At 70.8% G+C, this 16333-nt stretch carries 15 protein-coding genes; 14 read left to right on the top strand and 1 reads right to left on the bottom strand.

The features are described from left to right. The first annotated feature begins 45 nt into the window (after positions 1–45). The 6 genes from AC5L3X_RS03845 to AC5L3X_RS03820 all read left to right on the top strand — a co-directional run bounded on the left by AC5L3X_RS03845 (position 46) and on the right by AC5L3X_RS03820 (position 4950). Entirely contained in the window at positions 46–1275 is a 1230-nt protein-coding gene (locus AC5L3X_RS03845; RefSeq protein ID WP_494855129.1) for a hydroxymethylglutaryl-CoA synthase family protein, read from the top strand. Then, positions 1272–1511: a phosphopantetheine-binding protein gene (locus AC5L3X_RS03840; protein ID WP_225262636.1), complete on the top strand. Its 240-nt coding sequence runs from the start codon at positions 1272–1274 to the stop codon at positions 1509–1511. The genes AC5L3X_RS03845 and AC5L3X_RS03840 overlap by 4 nt, the downstream gene beginning before the upstream one ends. After that, positions 1508–2761: a beta-ketoacyl synthase N-terminal-like domain-containing protein gene (locus AC5L3X_RS03835; RefSeq protein WP_494855127.1), complete on the top strand. Its 1254-nt coding sequence runs from the start codon at positions 1508–1510 to the stop codon at positions 2759–2761. Before AC5L3X_RS03840 ends, AC5L3X_RS03835 begins: the two co-directional genes overlap by 4 nt. Positions 2762–2838: 77 nt before the next feature. Then, on the top strand, positions 2839–3237 hold the full coding sequence (locus AC5L3X_RS03830) for a DUF3224 domain-containing protein (protein ID WP_494855125.1): 399 nt from the start codon (positions 2839–2841) through the stop codon (positions 3235–3237). Between the two features lie 106 nt (positions 3238–3343). Beyond that, positions 3344–4405 carry a flavin-containing monooxygenase gene (locus AC5L3X_RS03825; RefSeq protein ID WP_189127483.1) on the top strand — a complete coding sequence of 354 codons (1062 nt, stop codon included), beginning with the start codon at positions 3344–3346 and terminating at the stop codon, positions 4403–4405. 5 nt (positions 4406–4410) lie between these two features. After that, positions 4411–4950 (top strand): DUF1697 domain-containing protein, encoded by a 540-nt coding sequence (locus AC5L3X_RS03820; protein WP_189127484.1) that lies wholly within the window; start codon positions 4411–4413, stop codon positions 4948–4950. Here AC5L3X_RS03820 and AC5L3X_RS03815 read toward each other — a convergent pair. After that, positions 4947–6323 carry a class I adenylate-forming enzyme family protein gene (locus AC5L3X_RS03815; protein WP_494855124.1) on the bottom strand — a complete coding sequence of 459 codons (1377 nt, stop codon included), beginning with the start codon at positions 6321–6323 and terminating at the stop codon, positions 4947–4949. The two genes, AC5L3X_RS03820 and AC5L3X_RS03815, sit on opposite strands and share 4 nt — an antisense overlap. Before the next feature lie 137 nt (positions 6324–6460). Between AC5L3X_RS03815 and AC5L3X_RS03810 the strand changes: the two genes are divergently transcribed. The 8 genes from AC5L3X_RS03810 to AC5L3X_RS03775 all read left to right on the top strand — a co-directional run bounded on the left by AC5L3X_RS03810 (position 6461) and on the right by AC5L3X_RS03775 (position 16268). Then, positions 6461–7951, top strand: a complete 1491-nt coding sequence (locus tag AC5L3X_RS03810) for an MFS transporter (RefSeq protein WP_494855122.1) — start codon at positions 6461–6463, stop codon at positions 7949–7951. A 99-nt stretch (positions 7952–8050) separates the two neighbouring features. Beyond that, entirely contained in the window at positions 8051–9244 is a 1194-nt protein-coding gene (locus tag AC5L3X_RS03805; protein ID WP_494855121.1) for a cytochrome P450, read from the top strand. Next, the gene (locus AC5L3X_RS03800; protein ID WP_494855119.1) at positions 9241–10614 is read left to right on the top strand and encodes an acyl-CoA carboxylase subunit beta; all 1374 of its coding nucleotides are present in this window, start codon (positions 9241–9243) and stop codon (positions 10612–10614) included. The genes AC5L3X_RS03805 and AC5L3X_RS03800 overlap by 4 nt, the downstream gene beginning before the upstream one ends. An 80-nt stretch (positions 10615–10694) precedes the next feature. Continuing rightward, on the top strand, positions 10695–11594 hold the full coding sequence (locus AC5L3X_RS03795) for a DUF6039 family protein (RefSeq protein WP_494855117.1): 900 nt from the start codon (positions 10695–10697) through the stop codon (positions 11592–11594). Next, positions 11591–13348: an amino acid adenylation domain-containing protein gene (locus AC5L3X_RS03790; RefSeq protein WP_494855116.1), complete on the top strand. Its 1758-nt coding sequence runs from the start codon at positions 11591–11593 to the stop codon at positions 13346–13348. The genes AC5L3X_RS03795 and AC5L3X_RS03790 overlap by 4 nt, the downstream gene beginning before the upstream one ends. A 3-nt stretch (positions 13349–13351) precedes the next feature. Beyond that, positions 13352–14299: a chlorinating enzyme gene (locus tag AC5L3X_RS03785; protein ID WP_494855115.1), complete on the top strand. Its 948-nt coding sequence runs from the start codon at positions 13352–13354 to the stop codon at positions 14297–14299. A gap of 165 nt (positions 14300–14464) precedes the next feature. Beyond that, complete coding sequence (locus AC5L3X_RS03780; protein WP_494855113.1) at positions 14465–15469, top strand: alpha/beta fold hydrolase; 1005 nt, start codon at positions 14465–14467, stop codon at positions 15467–15469. Positions 15470–15593: 124 nt separating this feature from the next. Continuing rightward, on the top strand, positions 15594–16268 hold the full coding sequence (locus AC5L3X_RS03775) for a Crp/Fnr family transcriptional regulator (RefSeq protein ID WP_189127492.1): 675 nt from the start codon (positions 15594–15596) through the stop codon (positions 16266–16268). The last annotated feature ends 65 nt before the right edge of the window (positions 16269–16333 follow it).

Raw genomic sequence — 16333 nt, 5'->3', positions numbered from 1 at the left:
TCCTCCCCGCCCTGAAGGACGGAGCATCCACGCTGTAGGTGCTCGATGAACGTCGGCATCGAGGCACTCAACGTCTACTGCGGCCTGGCCCAGATCCCGGTGCCGGCGCTGTTCGAGGGGCGCGGGCTGGACGCCGAGCGCCTGGGCAACCTGATGATGCGCAACCGCTCAGTCGGCCTGCCCTTCGAGGACCCGGTGACGAACGCGGTCAACGCCGCCCGGCCGATCGCCGACGACGACCGCATCGAGATCCTGATCACCTCCACCGAGTCCGGCCTGGACTACAGCAAGTCGGTGGCCTCCTACGCGCACGAGTACCTCGGCCTGCCGAAGAGCTGCCGCGTCGTGGAGGTCAAGCAGGCGTGCTACGCGGCGACGGCCGCGGTCCAGCTCGCCGCCGCGTACGTCGCCTCGGGCGTGTCGCCCGGCGCGAAGGCGCTGGTCATCGCGACGGACGTGGCGCTGGTGGACGAGCGGGCCGCCTACGCGGAGCCCGCGATGGGTGCCGGGGCGGCTGCCGTGCTGATCAGTGACCGGCCGCGCATCCTGGACCTGGACCTCGGGGCGTTCGGCAACCACAGCTACGAGACCATGGACTCGGCGCGGCCGGAGCCGACGTTCGACATCGCCGACTCCGACCGTTCGCTGTTCGCCTACCTCGACTGCCTCACGAGCTGCCTGGCGGGCTACCAGGCCAAGGTGGACAACGCCGACTTCGCCACCACCTTCGACTACCTGGCCATGCACACCCCGTTCGCCGGGATGGTCAAGGCCGCGCACCGCAAGCTGATGCGGGAGTCGGAGAGCGGCCCAGGAAACGGCACGGCGTCGGTCGAGGAGGACTTCGAGCGGCGGATGCTGCCGTCGCTGGCCTACCCGAGCCGGGTGGGCAACCTCTGCTCCGGCTCGGTCTACCTGGCGCTGGCCAGCCTGATCGACCACGCCGCCCTGGACGGCGCGGCCAGGGTCGGCCTCTACTCCTACGGCTCCGGCTGCTCCTCGGAGTTCTTCAGCGGCCTGGTGGACGAGGAGTCGGCGCGGACGCTGGCCGCGATGCGGATCGGCGACCATCTGGACGGCCGCTGCGAGCTCGGCTTCGACGAGTACGCGGCGCTGCTGCCCGCCACGCTCACCTGCCTCGTGCCGGAGCGGGACAGGGAGGTCGACGTGGGCGCGTACGAGCACCTGCTCGGCCGGGCCCGCTTCGACCGTGACCTCCTGGTGAACACCGGGACGAAGGACTATCACCGAACCTACGAATGGCTGGCACGATGACCGACGCGCAGATTTTCGAGACCGTCAAGCAGAACGTCCTGAAGGTGCTGCCGGACCTGCGGCCCGGCGACGTGACGACCGAGGGCACCTTGACCGACCTGGGGGCCAACAGCGTCGACAGGGCCGACGTGGTCACCATGAGCATGGAGGACCTCGGGCTGACCGTGCCGGTGTCGGAGTTCCAGGAGGTGCACGACATCCGGTCCCTGGTCGACCTGCTGGCGAGGCACGCATGAGGGTCGTCGTCACCGGCATGGGCATCGTCTGCTCGATCGCCTCCACCGTGCCGTCGTTCACCAGGGCGCTGCGGGCGGGCCGGTGCGGGATCGGCCCGGTGCCCGATCCCGGCGACGGCGGGCCGCGGCTGGCCGCCCTGGTCAAGGGCTTCCGCTTCAGGGACGCCGTGGCGGCGCGCCATCGCCTGCCCGAGGAGACGCGCCGCAGCGCGCTGCGAGCCGCGAGCCGCTCCCCGCGGCCGCTGCAGATGGACCTGGTCGCCGCCATGCAGGCGTTCGAACAGGCGGGGCTGCACGAGGCGAAGGCCGACCCGGAGCGGATGGGCCTGGTCGTGGCCGGGCACAACCTCAGCTCCGGCTACGCGCACGACCTGCACCCCAAGTACGAGGACAACCCGGCGCACTTGCCGGCCAGGTTCGCCCTGCACTTCATGGACACCGACCGGGTCGGCACGCTCAGCCAGGTTTTCGGCATCAGGGGCGAGGGATACACCGTGGGCGGCGCCTCGGCCAGCGGGAACGTGGGCATCATCAACGCCGCCCGGCTGGTGGAGTCGGGAGCCGTGGACGTCTGTCTGGTGGTGGGCGCCATGACCGACCTGTCGCCGATGGAGAAGCGCGGGCTGGCCACGCTGGGCGCGGTCGCCGGCGTCGAGGAGCCGCACAAGGCCAGGTGCCGGCCGTTCGACGAGGACCACGAGGGGTTCGTGCCGGGTCAGGGCGCCGGCTGCGTCGTGCTGGAGAGCGCCCGCTCGGCCGCCGCCCGCAGCGCGACGACCCTGGCCGAGCTGTGCGGCTACGACCTGAAGCTGGACGCCAACAGCCTGCCCGACCCGCGCGAGGAGGGCGAGGCCAAGGTGATGGTCAACGCCATGGCCAACGCGGGCGTCGGGGCGCGCGACATCGACTACGTCAACGCCCACGCCACCGCGACGCCGAGCGGCGACCTGGCCGAGCTGGCCGCGCTGCGCCGGGCGCTCGGCGACAGCTTCGGCCGGCCGTGGGTCAACTCCACCAAGGGGCTGGTCGGGCACTGCATGTGCGCGGCCGGCGTGGTGGAGGCGATCGCCACCGTGGTGCAGATGCGCGGCGGCTTCGTCCATCCCAACCTGAACCTGCGCCATCCGATCAACGACGACTGCCGCCTGGCGCCGGGCAAACTTCGCGACGCCGACATCCGCTACGCGCTGTCCAACAGCTTCGGATTCGGCGGCTTCAACACGTGCATAGTCCTCGGGCGCGAGCGCTGAGCCGGCGGCGAATCGCCGGTGAACGCATAGCGCCCAGAGTCAGGGGTAGCGCAACACCGAGCAAAGAAGGAGCTGACATGACCACCCAAGGCAAGGGCTCGTACCAGATCACCGGATGGGACGAGAAGCCCTACGAGGAGAAGAAGGGCCAGCCCAAGCTCACTCAGGCCCACGTCACCAACGCCTTCAGCGGTGACATCGAAGGAGAGGGCCGGGCCGAGTACCTCATGGCCTACGCCAGCGACAGCGACGCCAGCTTCGTCGGCCTGCAGAAGGTCGTCGGGAGCGTCCGCGGCAAGAAGGGTTCCTTCGTGCTGCAGACGACGGGCACCTTCGACGGCGGCAAGGCCAAGGCCGACTGGTTCGTCGTGCCGGACTCCGGCACCGACGAGCTGAAGGGGCTGAGCGGCAAGGGGGGTTACGTCTCCAAGAGCGACGGCTCGGCGGAGGTCACCCTCAACTTCACCCTCAAGTAGGCGCTTCCCACATCGGGTACGCGGGGCCACGCGCCCCGCGTACCCGCATGTCAGGAGTGCTCAGTGTTGAGCAGACCGGCCCGCGCCCTCGCGGAACGATGGCCGCATGGACACTGAAGTGATCGTCGTCGGTGGCGGCCAGAGCGGGCTCGTCGCGGGCTACTACCTGAAGCAGGCCGGCATCCCCTTCGTCATCCTGGACGAGGAGCCCCGGCTCGGCGAGGCGTGGCGGCAGCGCTGGGACTCGCTGGAGCTCTTCACGATCGCCGAGTACTGCGCCCTGCCCGGCCTGCGCTTCCCCGGCAGGAAAAACCGCTTCCCCGGCAAGGAGGAGATGGCCGACTACGTGGAGGCGTACGGCAGGGAGTTCGACCTGCCGGTCAGGCTCGGCACCCGCGTCACCTCCCTGGAGCCCATCGAAGGCGGCTATCGGCTGGAGACCACGAAGGGCACGTTCGAGGCGCCTCAGGTGATCGTCGCGACCGGCGCCTACCGGCTGCCGAAGCTGCCGGACCTCGCGAGCAGGCTGGACCCGGACGTCTTCCAGGTGCACACCGGCCGCTACCGCAACCCGTCCCAGGTGCCCGGCGGCACGGTCGTCGTGGTCGGCGCCGCCAACTCCGGCGCGCAGATCGCCCCCGAACTGGCCGCCGGTCGCCGCGTCCTGCTGTCGCAGGGCTCGCCGCTGCCGCACTTCGGCCGCCGCTTCCTCGGCAAGGGCCTGCACTGGTGGGGCGACAAGTTCGGGCTGATCGCCAAGCCGCTGATGGGCGAGCGCGACCGCCTGCACAAGAAGACGATCCTGGTGGGGCCGAGCCTGAAGAAACTGGCCCGGCGGCACGGCTTCGAGCTCGTCGGCCGCACGGTCGACGCCGACGGCCGCACGCTGCGCTTCGAGGACGGCCGCTCGGCCGAGGTCGACGCCGTCGTCTGGGCCACCGGCTTCCGCTACGACTACTCCTGGATGCGCGTGCCGGTGCTGGACGACGCCGGCGCCCCGGCGCAGGAGCGCGGCGTGACGTCCGCCCCGGGGCTCTACATCCTCGGCATGCAGTGCCAGCACTCCTACGGTTCGGCGCTCATCTGGTGGGTAAAGGACGACGCGGCCTATCTGGTCGAGCGCATCAGGCAGTTCCGTCCCCAAGCGGTGGCCGGCAGAAGGGGTTGATGGACATGTCCAGGCAGGTGGCGTTGCTGCGCGGCGTGAACGTCGGCGGCCGGAACATGGTGAGCATGGCGGGGCTCCGCGAGCTGCTGGAGGGCCTCGGCTTCGAGGACGTCAAGACGCATCTGCAGAGCGGCAACGTCGTCTACACCAGCGGCGAGAGCCCCGACAAGGCGGCGGCCGAGATCCAGGCCGCGCTCGCCCGCGACCTGGGAGTCGACGTGCCCGTCCTGGCCAGGACGGGCACCCAGCTCGGCGAGATCCTCAAGGCCGACCCGCTCGGCGACGTGGCCGACGACCACGCCCTCTACCTGGTCACGTTCCTGTCCGGGAAGCCGGAGAGCAAGCCGATCAAGGAGCTCGACCCCGACGTCTTCAAGCCGGACGTGTTCAAGCAGGTCGGCAAGGAGATCTACGTGTGGTGCCCCAACGGGGTGCGCAACACCAAGCTGTCGTACTCCTTCTGGGAGAAGAAGCTCGGTCTGACCGCGACCGCCCGGAACTGGAAGACCGTCACCAAGCTGCACGAGCTGGCCATCGCGAGCTAGCGGGCCTCGCGGGTCTCGCGGGCCAGCCGCCGCTTGAGGGTCTTGCCGATCGGGCCGCGCGGCAGCGCTTCGGTGACGACGTAACGCGCCGGCCGCTCGGCCGGGTCGAGCCGGTCGGCGGCGAAGGCGCTCAGCTCGCTCTCGGGCACAGGGGAGCGCAGCACGACGGCCGCGGTGACGCCTCGTGGCCCCTCGAACGCGGCCGCCTCGATCACCTCGGGATGCCAGTGCAGCGCGTGCTCGACCCGCAGCGAGGAGATCCGGCGCCCGCCGGACGTGATGACGTCGGCGGCGCGGTCGAAGAAGCGCAGCCGCCCCTCACCGTCCAGGTCGCCCAGGTCGCCCATGTGCGTCCAGCCGTCGCGGAAGGTCCGCTCGCCGGCGGCGACGTCGTTCAGGTAGTAGCGGGGCGGGGCGGCCGAGCGCAGGCAGATCTCGCCCTCCTCGGTGATCCGCACGTCGGTGCCGGCGCTCGGCAGGCCCAGCAGCCCTTCGTCCGCCTCGGTGGGCGGCGTCTCCACCGGGCGGTGCACGAAGGCGGGCGCCGACTCCGTCGAGCCGTAGCCGATGACGATCCGGACGCCCGGCAGGGCCTCCATGAGCCGGGCGACCGTCGCCATCGGCACCGGCGCCGAGCCCAGCATGAGCGCCCGCAGGCCGGACAGGTCGAAGCGCTGGTGCCAGCCGTGCGCCACCATGCGGGTCGCCGTGGACGGCGGGACGATCGCCATCGGCACCCGCAGTTTCTCCAGCATGCGGGCCACGTTCTCCGGCCCGAGGTCGGTCAGCACGTGCGTGGTGGCCGGGGCGGTCATCGCCGTCATCAGCGCGCTGTGCCCGGCGTTCGTGCCCAGCGGGACGGCGGTGAGCACCCCGTCCACGCCGGTGAACAGCTTCCCGCGGCCCTCGTGGCCGTAGGTGAGGTTCGCGACGGGGACCGCCACGGCCTTGGGACGGCCGGTCGTGCCCGAGGTGTAGAGGATCTCGGCCAGGTGGTCGTCCCGTGACTCGTTCCGCGAGTCGTTCCGCGCGCCGTTCCGTGAGTCGTTCCGCGTGCCCGCGTGGGCGTCGATCGGGCCGGGCAGCACCTGGCCCACCCCGCACTCGGCCAGCCGGGCGCGCACCTCCTTGTCCGGCAGCGCGGGCGGCAGGCCGAGCACGGTGCCGCCGGCCAGGTGCACGGCCAGAGCGGCCACGGCGTGCTCGATCCAGTCGTCGTGCCGCAGCGCCGTCCTGACGGGGGCGAGCCGTCCGGCCAGCTCCTGTGACCGGGCGGTCCAGTCCGCCACGCTCAACTCGCGCTCGCCGTCCACGACGAGCGCTACATGATCGCCCGGGCGGGCGCTGACCAGGTCTGCCGGGGTCGTCGTCATGCGGCCGATCGTAGGAAGCCGGCCGCTCCCCGGATGCTCAGTGTTGAGCAGACCCGGGAGACGGCTTCGTGTGGGCTGGAGTCGGCATGGGTCCGAGAAGAAGTGGGACGGCTGCCAAGAACAAGGGAGGCGATGACATGAACCAAACCGGTTCGAGTACGCGCGGCCAGCTGTTCGCCACCATCGGCGCACTCCTGGCCCTGGCCCTGGCCTCGATCGACGTCTCGGTGGTGGGGGCGGCCATGCCCCGGATCGCCGACGACCTGAACGGCCTGTCGCTGTACGCGTGGGTGGGGGTCTCCTACGCGGTGGCGGCCGCCGTCGTCGTGCCGATCGCCGGCAAGCTCGGCGACATGTTCGGCCGCAAACCGGTGCTCCTCGTCGGCCTGGCGGGCTTCCTGGTGGCGTCGTGGCTGTGCGGCGCGGCCCAGACGATGCCCCAGCTGGTCGGCGCGCGAGGGCTGGCGGGGCTGTTCGGCGGTGTGCTGATGGCCAACGTCTTCACGCTGCTGGCCGACATCTACACGCCGGAGCGCCGCACCCAGATGCAGGGAGTCTTCTTCGGCTTCTCCGGCCTCAGCATGGTGATCGGGCCGCCGCTCGGCGGGGTCATCACCGACAACTGGAGCTGGCGCTGGGTCTTCTACGTCAACGTGCCCATCGGCCTGCTCGCGATCGCCGCCGTGCTGATCGGCGTGCCGTTCGTGCGCAGCGGCGCGAGCTGGCGCGACATCGACTTCGCCGGCGTCGTCACGCTCGTGGCCGGGCTCGTCCCGATCCTGATCGGGCTCACCCTCACCGGCGACGGGCACGCCTGGACCTCGCCCGAGGTTCTCGCGCTGCTGATCGGCGGCGCCGCGCTGCTCGTGGCGTTCTACCTCGTGGAGACGCGGGTGGCCAAGAACCCGCTGGTGCCGTTCGGGCTGTTCCGGAGCAACCAGGTCTCCGTCATGGCCGTGGTGGCCTTCTTCTCCGCGTTCGCCATGATGGGCACGGCCTTCTACGTGCCGCTGCTCTACCAGGGCGTGCTCGGCGTGAGCGCGACCCACTCCGGCACCCTGCTCATCCCGATGATGCTCGGCCTGATGCTCATGGCGCCGATCGCCGGCAAGGCCATGACGGCCCTGCCGCGCTACCGCGTCCTCGGCGTGTTCGCCATGGCCGCCATCGTCGCCGGGCTGCTGATCCTGTCGGCCGTCGGGCCGGGCAGCGGCCAGGGCCTGCCGATCACCGCCATGGTGCTCATCGGCGTCGGCATCGGCATCGCCTTCCCGATGGCCACGGCCGTCGTGCAGAGCGCGATCCCGATGGAGCAGGTGGGCGTCGGCACCAGCCAGATCCAGTTCTGGCGGATGATCGCGGGACCGGTCTCGCTGGCGATCCTCGGCTCGATCATGTCGAGCCGGCTCGGCGTCGCCGCGCAGGGCGGCGAGGGGGTGTCCGCGCCGGTGCTCGCCGACGCGCTGGGCGACCTGTTCCTCGCCTGCGCGATCGCGGTGGGCATCGGCCTGGTGGCCAGCCTGTTCCTGAAGGAGATCCCGCTGCGCGACATGTCCATGGGCAAGTCGCCAGGGGGTAAGCCGGATCAGCGAACCTCTCAGCAGCAGGACCGTACAGCCAGGGCGTGATCCGGTTCGTCGGTGGCGGGGCCGTGCGCGGCCCCGCCATCGCCGTGCCTGCTCACAGTTGAGCAGACGGACGCGGGCGCGCCGACCAGGCTTGCTGGCATGAACTCCTACCCGATCCCCAGGACGTGCCCGCTGGATCCGCCGTCCGAATACCGGGACCCGCGATCGGGGCGGCCCATCAGGCGCGTGCGGCTGGACTTCGACGGGAGCGAGGTCTGGCTGGTGACGCGGTACGAGGACGCCCGCGCCGTGCTCGGCGACGCCAGGTTCAGCTCCGACTTCGCCACCCCCGGCTTCCCGGCCCGGCTCACCTCGCAGCCCCCAGGGCCGGGCACCTTCATCAGGATGGACCCGCCCGACCACTCGCGGCTGCGCCGCCTGCTGCTGCCGGAGTTCAACCGCAGGCGGGTCGAGGCGCTGCGTCCGGCGATCCGGCGCATCGCCGGGGCGCTGGTCGACGAGCTGGCCGCGCAGGGGCCGCCGGCGGACCTGGTCGAGGCGCTGGCCCTGCCGCTGCCGTCCCAGGTCATCACCGAGCTGCTCGGGGTGCCGTACGAGGACCGCGACTACTTCCACGAGACCACCAAGGTCATCGGTGATCGGAACGTGGAGCCCGAGCAGCGCATGAAGGTCCGCGAGGATCTGCGGCACTACCTGGAGCGGCTGGTGGCCGAGCGCGAGCAGCGGCCGGTGGACGATCTGCTCAGCCGCCTCGGCGCGCACCGGGAGGCGGCCAAGGTCAGCCGCGAGGAGGTCGTCGGCATCGCGACGCTGCTGATGGTGGCCGGCTACGAGACCATCGCCAACCAGATCGGCGTGGGCACCGTGGCGCTGCTGGAGAACCCCGACCGGCTGACGGAGCTGCGCGAGCGGCCCGAGGCGCTGCCCGCCGCCGTCGAGGAGATCATCCGCCACCAGACCGTCATCGACTACGGCGCCCGCCGCGCCGCCACCGCCGACGTCGAGGTCGGCGGCCAGACCATCAAACAGGGCGAGGGCGTGGTGGTGGTGCTGGCCGCGGCCAACCGCGACGAGGAGGCCTGGGCCGAACCCGACCGGCTCGACTTCAGCCGGTTCGGCGACCTCACCGATCGGCAGGAGCACCTCTCCTTCGGCTTCGGCATCCACCAGTGCATGGGCCAGTTGCTGGCCCGTGCCCAGTTGGAGATCGCCTGGTCCACCCTGTTCGACCGGCTCCCGGGGCTGCGCCTCGCGGTGCCCCTCGACGAGGTGCCCTTCCGCTCGGACATGTTCGTGTACGGCGTCCACGCGCTCCCGGTGACCTGGGGATGAGCCGCGACCCGCGGGACCGGCTCCGCGCGCTCTTCGACCCGGGGACCGTCCGGCCGCTGCCGGGCGACGACGGCTGCGGCGTGCTCGCCGCGCGGGGCGGCATCGGCGGTCGCCCGGCCGTCGCCTACGCGACCGACCCCGGCCGCATGGGCGGCGCGATGGGCGCCGAGGGCTGCGCCGGCATCGTCGACACCATCGACCTCGGCGTCCGGGAGAGGATGCCCGTCGTAGGCCTCTGGCACTCCGGCGGCGCGCGACTGGGCGAGGGCGTCACCGCCCTCGACGGCGTCGGCCAGGTGTTCGCCGCGATGGTCCGGGCCTCCGGCACCGTCCCGCAGATCTCCGTCGTGCTCGGCCCCGCCGCCGGCGGCGCGGCCTACGGTCCGGCGCTCACCGACGTGGTGATCATGAGCGAGAGCGGGCGCGTCTTCGTCACCGGCCCGGACGTCGTCCGCAAGGTCACCGGCGAGGACGTCGACATGGAGCACCTCGGCGGCCCCGACCCGCACAGCAGGCGCAGCGGCCTGGCGCACCTCACCGCGCCCGACGACGAAGCCGCCATCGACGCCGCCCGCCGGGTCACCACCCTGCTCGGCGGCCAGGGCGAGCTGCGCCCCTGCGACGCCCGCGCCGACGCCGGGCTCGGCGAGCTGCTCCCCGAACGCGCCAACCGCGCCTACGACGTGCACCGCATCGTCGCCAGGCTGCTCGACGGCCCCGGCGAGGAGCTGCACCCGAAGTGGGCGCCCAACCTGGTCACCACGCTCGGCCGGCTGACCGGCAGGACCGTCGGCGTCATCGCCAACAACCCCCTGCGCAAGGGCGGCTGCCTCGACGCGGCCGCCGCCGAGAAGGCGGCGCGGTTCGTGCGCATGTGCGACTCCCTCGGCGTCCCCCTCGTCGTGCTCGTGGACGTGCCCGGCTACCTGCCCGGCGTCCGGCAGGAGTGGGACGGCGTGGTCCGGCGCGGCGCCAAGCTGCTGCACGCCTTCGCCGAGGCCGTGGTGCCCCGGGTGACGCTGGTGATCCGCAAGTCGTACGGCGGCGCGTACGTCGCCATGAACTCCCGGGCTCTGGGCGCCTCCGCGGTGTTCGCCTGGCCCACCGCCGAGGTGGCCGTCATGGGCGCCGAGGCGGCCGTGGACATCCTGCACCGCAGGAAGCTGCGCGACGGCCCGGAGGACGGGCGCGAGGAGTTGCGCCGCCGGCTCATCGCCGAACACGAGCAGGAGGTCGGCGGCGTCGGCAAGGCGGTGGAGATCGGCGTCGTGGACGAGGTGATCGAGCCCGCCGACACCCGGCGCCGGCTCGCCGACGCCCTGCTGCGGGCCGTGCCGCTGCGCGGCAACCACACGAACATCCCGCTGTGAAGCTCCTGCTCACTATTGAGCAGGCAACGCGGCGGCCCCTGATTAGCGTGACGAACAAGTCCGACCAGACGGAGTGAGCGATGACCAACCCGAATCCCGTCATCCCGCCCGCCGAGCACCAGACCTCGGTGCCCGCGGCGGATCTGATCAACTCGGCCACGGCCGGCGTGATCGTCGAGCGGACCGCACAGGTCAAGAACGGCTTCCACGCCAAGGGGCGCAAGTTCGCCCGCATGATGGCGGAGATGGTGACCGCCAAGCAGGTGGGAGTCGCCAGCGTCTTCCTGTACGAGGAGACGTTCGGAACCAAGGACCGGCTGCACTGGCTCATCCACCTCAGCTCGCTGCACGCGTACGAGCAGATGGTGCACATGGGCACCTCCGACGACGAGTACCGCGACAACACCGCCGACGGCGGCTGGGACGAGATCTTCGTCGACGGCAGCATGCGGGAGACCGTGCTGCTGCCGCAGTTCTGGGGCATGTACGGCACCAAGGTCGACGGTGAGCGCGAGAAGCAGTCCGCGGTCTACCGGCAGCAGGGTGAGATCACCGGGCTGCCCGGCGCCCTCGAGCAGGTGCCGCAGCCCTACGAGCAGCTCGTCCACTCGGGCAACTGCGGTCTCCTGCTGCACCGGGCCGCCCAGCTCGACTACGACTTCCGGTCCGAGGGGCGCACGTTCGCCCGCGAGGCCGCCGAGTCCATCAACGAGAACCTGCCCGGCGAGGCGACCGTCTTCGTCTACGAGGAGGCCTTCGGCGCGGCCGACCGCATCCACTGGCTCATCCACCTGAAGTCGCTGAGCACCTACTACAAGGTGCTGGCGCTGCACGTGAAGGACGAGAGGGTGCGGGAGCTGTACTTCCAGGAGCGCATCGCGCCCGAGCGCGGCGGCGGCACCTGGGCCAGGATGTTCACGCCCGGCAGCATGACCGACACCGGCCTCACCCCGCACCACTGGGGGATGTACGCCACATGACCGGCCGCTGCCTGCATGAGATCTTCGCCGAGCGGGCCGCGAAGGCCCCCGAGCGGACCGCCGTGACCTGCGGCACCGAGGAGATCTCCTACGGTGACCTGGACGTCCGGGCCGACCGGCTCGCCCGCCGGTTGCGGGCCGCGGGCGCCGGTCCCGGCGTGCTGGTGGGGCTCTGCGCGGACCGCGGCGTCGACCTGGTGGCGGGGCTGCTCGCGATACTCAAGGCGGGCGGCGCGTATGTGCCGATCGACCCGGCCTATCCGGCCGAGCGGATCGCCTACCTGCTGGCCGACAGCGGTGTCCGCACGGTCGTGACGACGTCGGACGTGGCGGCCCGTCTCGACGGCACCCTGCCGGACGAGACCGTGCTCGCCGACGCCGACGCCGACGCCGACGCCGACGCCGACGCCGACGGTCGCGTGGCGGCCACGGCCTCCGAGGAGGACCTGGCCTACGTCATCTACACCTCGGGCTCGACCGGCGCGCCCAAGGGGGTGCTGGTCGAGCACCGCAACGTCGTGCGCCTCTTCGAGCGGACCGAGCACTGGTTCGGCTTCGGCGACGGCGACGTCTGGACGCTCTTCCACTCCGTCAGCTTCGACTTCTCGGTGTGGGAGCTCTGGGGCGCGCTGTTGTACGGCGGCCGGCTGGTGATCGTCCCGGCCGAGGTGGCCAGGTCGCCGGAGGCGCTGCGGCGCCTGCTGCTGGACGAGGGCGTCACCGTGCTGAACCAGACGCCCTCCGCCTTCCGGCACCTGGTGGCCGCCGACGCCCGGCAGGAGCGCCCTGCGCCGTACCGGCTGCGTCAGGTCGTCTTCGGCGGCGAGCGGCTGGACGTGGAGCTGCTCGAACCGTGGATCGCCCGCTACGGCGACGACCGCCCGCGGCTCGTCAACATGTACGGAATCACCGAGACCACCGTCCACGTGACCTACCGCCGCGTCCGCGCGGCCGACCTCGACCACCCGGAGCTGAGCCCGATCGGCGTGCCCATCCCGGACCTCCGTCTCGACGTGCTCGACGAGCGCGGACGCCCGGCCACGACCGGAAACCTGCACGTCTCCGGTCCCGGGCTGGCCCGCGGCTACCTCGACCGGCCCGAGCTGACCGCCGAGCGCTTCGCGGTCCTGCCGGACGGCGGGCGCCGCTACGACTCGGGCGACGTCGTCACCCGGCTGCCCGGCGGCGAGTACGCCTACCTGGGGCGGTCCGACGACCAGATCAAGGTCCGAGGGTTCCGCCTGGAGCCCAGGGAGATCGAGCTGTGCCTCCTGGGACACCCGCGGGTCGCCCACGCGGTGGTGGCCCACCGCGACTACGGAGAGGGCGACGTCCGGCTGCTGGCTTTCGTCGTCGTGGACGGCGATCCAGGCCCCGACCTGATCGAGCAGCTCACCGGGCGGGCCGCGGACCGGCTTCCGGCGCACGCCCGCCCGTCCACCTACCACATCGTGTCGGAGATCCCCATGACGCCGCAGGGAAAGGCGGACCGTGCCGCTCTGGCCAGGTCCGCGCAGGCATCGTCGGCCGCCAAGGTCGTGCAGCGCATCGCCGAGGACGTGCTCGAACGCGACGAGGTGCCACCCCGGGTGGACCTGTTCGACCTGGGCGCCACCTCGCTGGCGATGACCCGCATCATCGCCCAGGTCAACGAGCGCTTCGGCCTGGAGCTGACGGGACGTGAGCTGGAGGAGGAGGCGTCCGTCGCCTGCCTGGCCTCCTGCGTCGAGGAACAACTGACCGTGAGGGGATAGACCATGGGAGAGACCACAGTGCGCGGCGCGTACTCGATGAGCCCCGAGGAGCTGAAGAGCTTCCACACGCAGGGCTACTTCGGGCCGTTCAAGGTCTACGAGATCGACGAGATGCGCCAGAACTGGCGGCGCGAGCGGATGCGTCTCATGGACCGCGGCAACGCCGTCTACCGGGACGACGCCGCCTCGTCGGGCAACACCAACATCTCCAACTACGACCGGCACCTGGACTCGGCCTTCCTCGCCGACCACATCAGCCGGCCGCAGATCGTGGACCGGGTGGTCAGCGTGCTCGGCCCGGATGTGCTCTGCTGGCGCACGGAGTTCTTCCCCAAGTACCCCGGCGACGAGGGCACCGACTGGCACCAGGCGGACACCTTCGCCAACGCCTCGGGCCAGCCGCAGATCGTCTGGCCGGAGGCGGAGGAGTTCGGCGGCACCATCACCGTCTGGACCGCCTTCACCGAGGCGAACGAGGACACCGGGTGCCTGCAGTTCATCCCCGGCACGCACGAGACGATGTTCTACGACGAGACCAAGCGCATGCACTACGACCCCAACAAGATCAACCAGGAGGACAAGGACGGCGTCCGGCGCGGCTTCTTCGGCTACGACTACCGCGACCTGCAGATCGACCCCGCATGGAAGCCCGACGAGTCGAAGGCCGTCTCCATGGTCATGAGGCCGGGCGAGGCCATCCTGTTCTGGTCGACGCTCATGCACGCCTCGCTGCCGCACAACGGCCGCACCGAGGAGATGCGCCTCGGCTTCGCCTCGCGCTACGTGCCGACCAAGGTGGACGTCTACCCCGACACGGACGAGATCGAGGAGTACGGCGGCCGGGTCAGTCTGGACAGGTACGGCGCGGTCCTGGTGGCCGGGCAGAACGGCAACCCGCGCAACCGGATCGCGACCGCGACCACCACCGGGCACGCCTTCACGACGCGGTGAGGCGATCGTGACATCTCACAACCCACGGAACGCGGTGATCAACTCGTGACCGCCGAACTCAGGCGTCTGACACGGGCCGTGCAGGACGCGCGGCCACTGGTGGACGTCCTGCGACACCCGGTGCGCCTGGCCGGCCCGCCTGGCCTCGCCTCCCTTGTGGGCCGTGTGACCCGACGGCTGGGCGCACCGGAGTTCGCACTCGACGACCAGGACTCACTCGACACCTTCGAACGCCTGGTCAGTGACCATCTCGCGCTGCGCGAGGGCATGGGGGAGGACCTGCCGCCCGACGTCGTCGACGAGATCGTGGACGACGCGGCGAAGGACGGCTTCGAGGGGCTGTGCGTCCGCGACGAGGTCAAGCCGGCGGACGGTGGCGCGCCGCTGCCCGCCTACGCGGCCGGCGACCCGGCGGCCCCGGCCGTCGTGATCGTGGCCGCCTGCGGCATGCCGGCCCGGCTGTGCGAGCGGTGGACGCGCTTCCTGTCCCGCACCCATTACGTGGTCACGTGGGAGACCCGCGGCCTGTTCGGCCCCGGCGCGGGCGGCTGCCCGGAGGCCGGGGTGACGGCGCAGGCCGGCGACCTCTTCGCGGTCATGGACCACTTCGGCGTCCGGCGCGCGCACCTGATGTGCCTGTGCGGCGGAGCCGTCATCGGCCTGGCCGCGGCGCACCGCGACCTCACCCGCGTGGACTCGCTCAGCCTCTGGCACGGCGACTTCGCCGCCGTCGCGGGGGCCGAGCGGACCTACCACCAGCAGAACCTGGTGGCGCTCATGGAGATGGGCGCGACCGCCCCGGACCGGGCCGCCGCCATCCATCCCGTGCTCTGCCAGACGATGCTCTCCTCGGTGCCGCCGGATCTGGCGCACCTGGTGGTCTATCCGTACGCGACGGCAGATCTCCTGCACCGCTACTGCCGGTTGAACGGGGAGATCATGAAGACCGACGTGAGCCCCTGGCTGGCCGGCATCGACCGGCCCGCGCTCGTGGTCACCAGCCGTGACGACGAGACCGCGCATCCGGAGGGGTCGAAGGCGGTCGCGGGATCGCTGCCCGACGCCATGCTGCACATCCGGCCGCACGGTGATCACATTTCACTCTTCAAGGGAGATCCTGAATTGATGAACATGGCCCGCGACTTCATTGATTCGGCGGCGGGCCGATAATGTTGTGAATTCGCTCCTCGATCGATTTTCTCATCGAGCCTGAAAATTCCGGTACATCCTGTTAATCAGTCGCTTGATGGGTAGGGCTAGTGTATTCCCGGCATACACATGAGGGGCGAGCTAAATGAAGTCGTCGGATGTCGCGCAACTGAAGGACGGCCTCCGCTCCTTCATTGCGCACGATGCGTCAGGAGCATGTTCGATCAGAGTGCCGAAGCGTGCCAACATCTACAACTGCGGGCAGCGTGACAGCAATATCTACGTGATCGAAAGCGGGCAGATCAAGACCCAGATGTACGCCCGCTGCGGCAAGGAGTGCCTGCTGTCGATCTTCACCGCCGGCGACATCTTCGGGGAGTCCTCGCTGCTCGGGGCCGAGCGCAGCGAGACGGCGACCGCCATGCGGACCACCTGGGTCCGCCGCATCCCGGCCGCCCGCTTCCGCGCGGCGGTGGCCGACCACGAGCTCATGGACGGGTTCGTCGACTATCTCGCGCTGCGACTGCGGGAGCAGCAGGAAGTCATCGCGACAATGGTGACAATGGACAGTGAGCAGCGCCTCGCCTCGGTCTTATTACGGTTATCCCGTAAAATCGGCAAACGTCGCTCGCCGAATGTGCGGGCCATTGAGGAACGCATCACCCAGGAAGAACTCTCCGGCATGGTCGGCACCACCAGATCTCGCGTCGGCTTCTTTCTGAAGCGATTCAAGGACGCCGGTCTGGTCCTGCCCACCTCGGACCCGTTCCTCGTGGTGAACGAGGAACGCCTGGCCGAGTACGTCGACGAGGTCGACTGAGCGAGGTCGACTGAGCGGGAACGGCTGGACCGGCCGGTGCGGGGGCCGGTCGCCGTTCTGCCGGT

It is taken from the genome of Nonomuraea sp. CX421 (genome assembly GCF_059358955.1).
The sequence above is the reverse complement of the archived record's forward strand: the minus strand, read 5'-3'. Positions and strand labels throughout refer to the sequence as shown.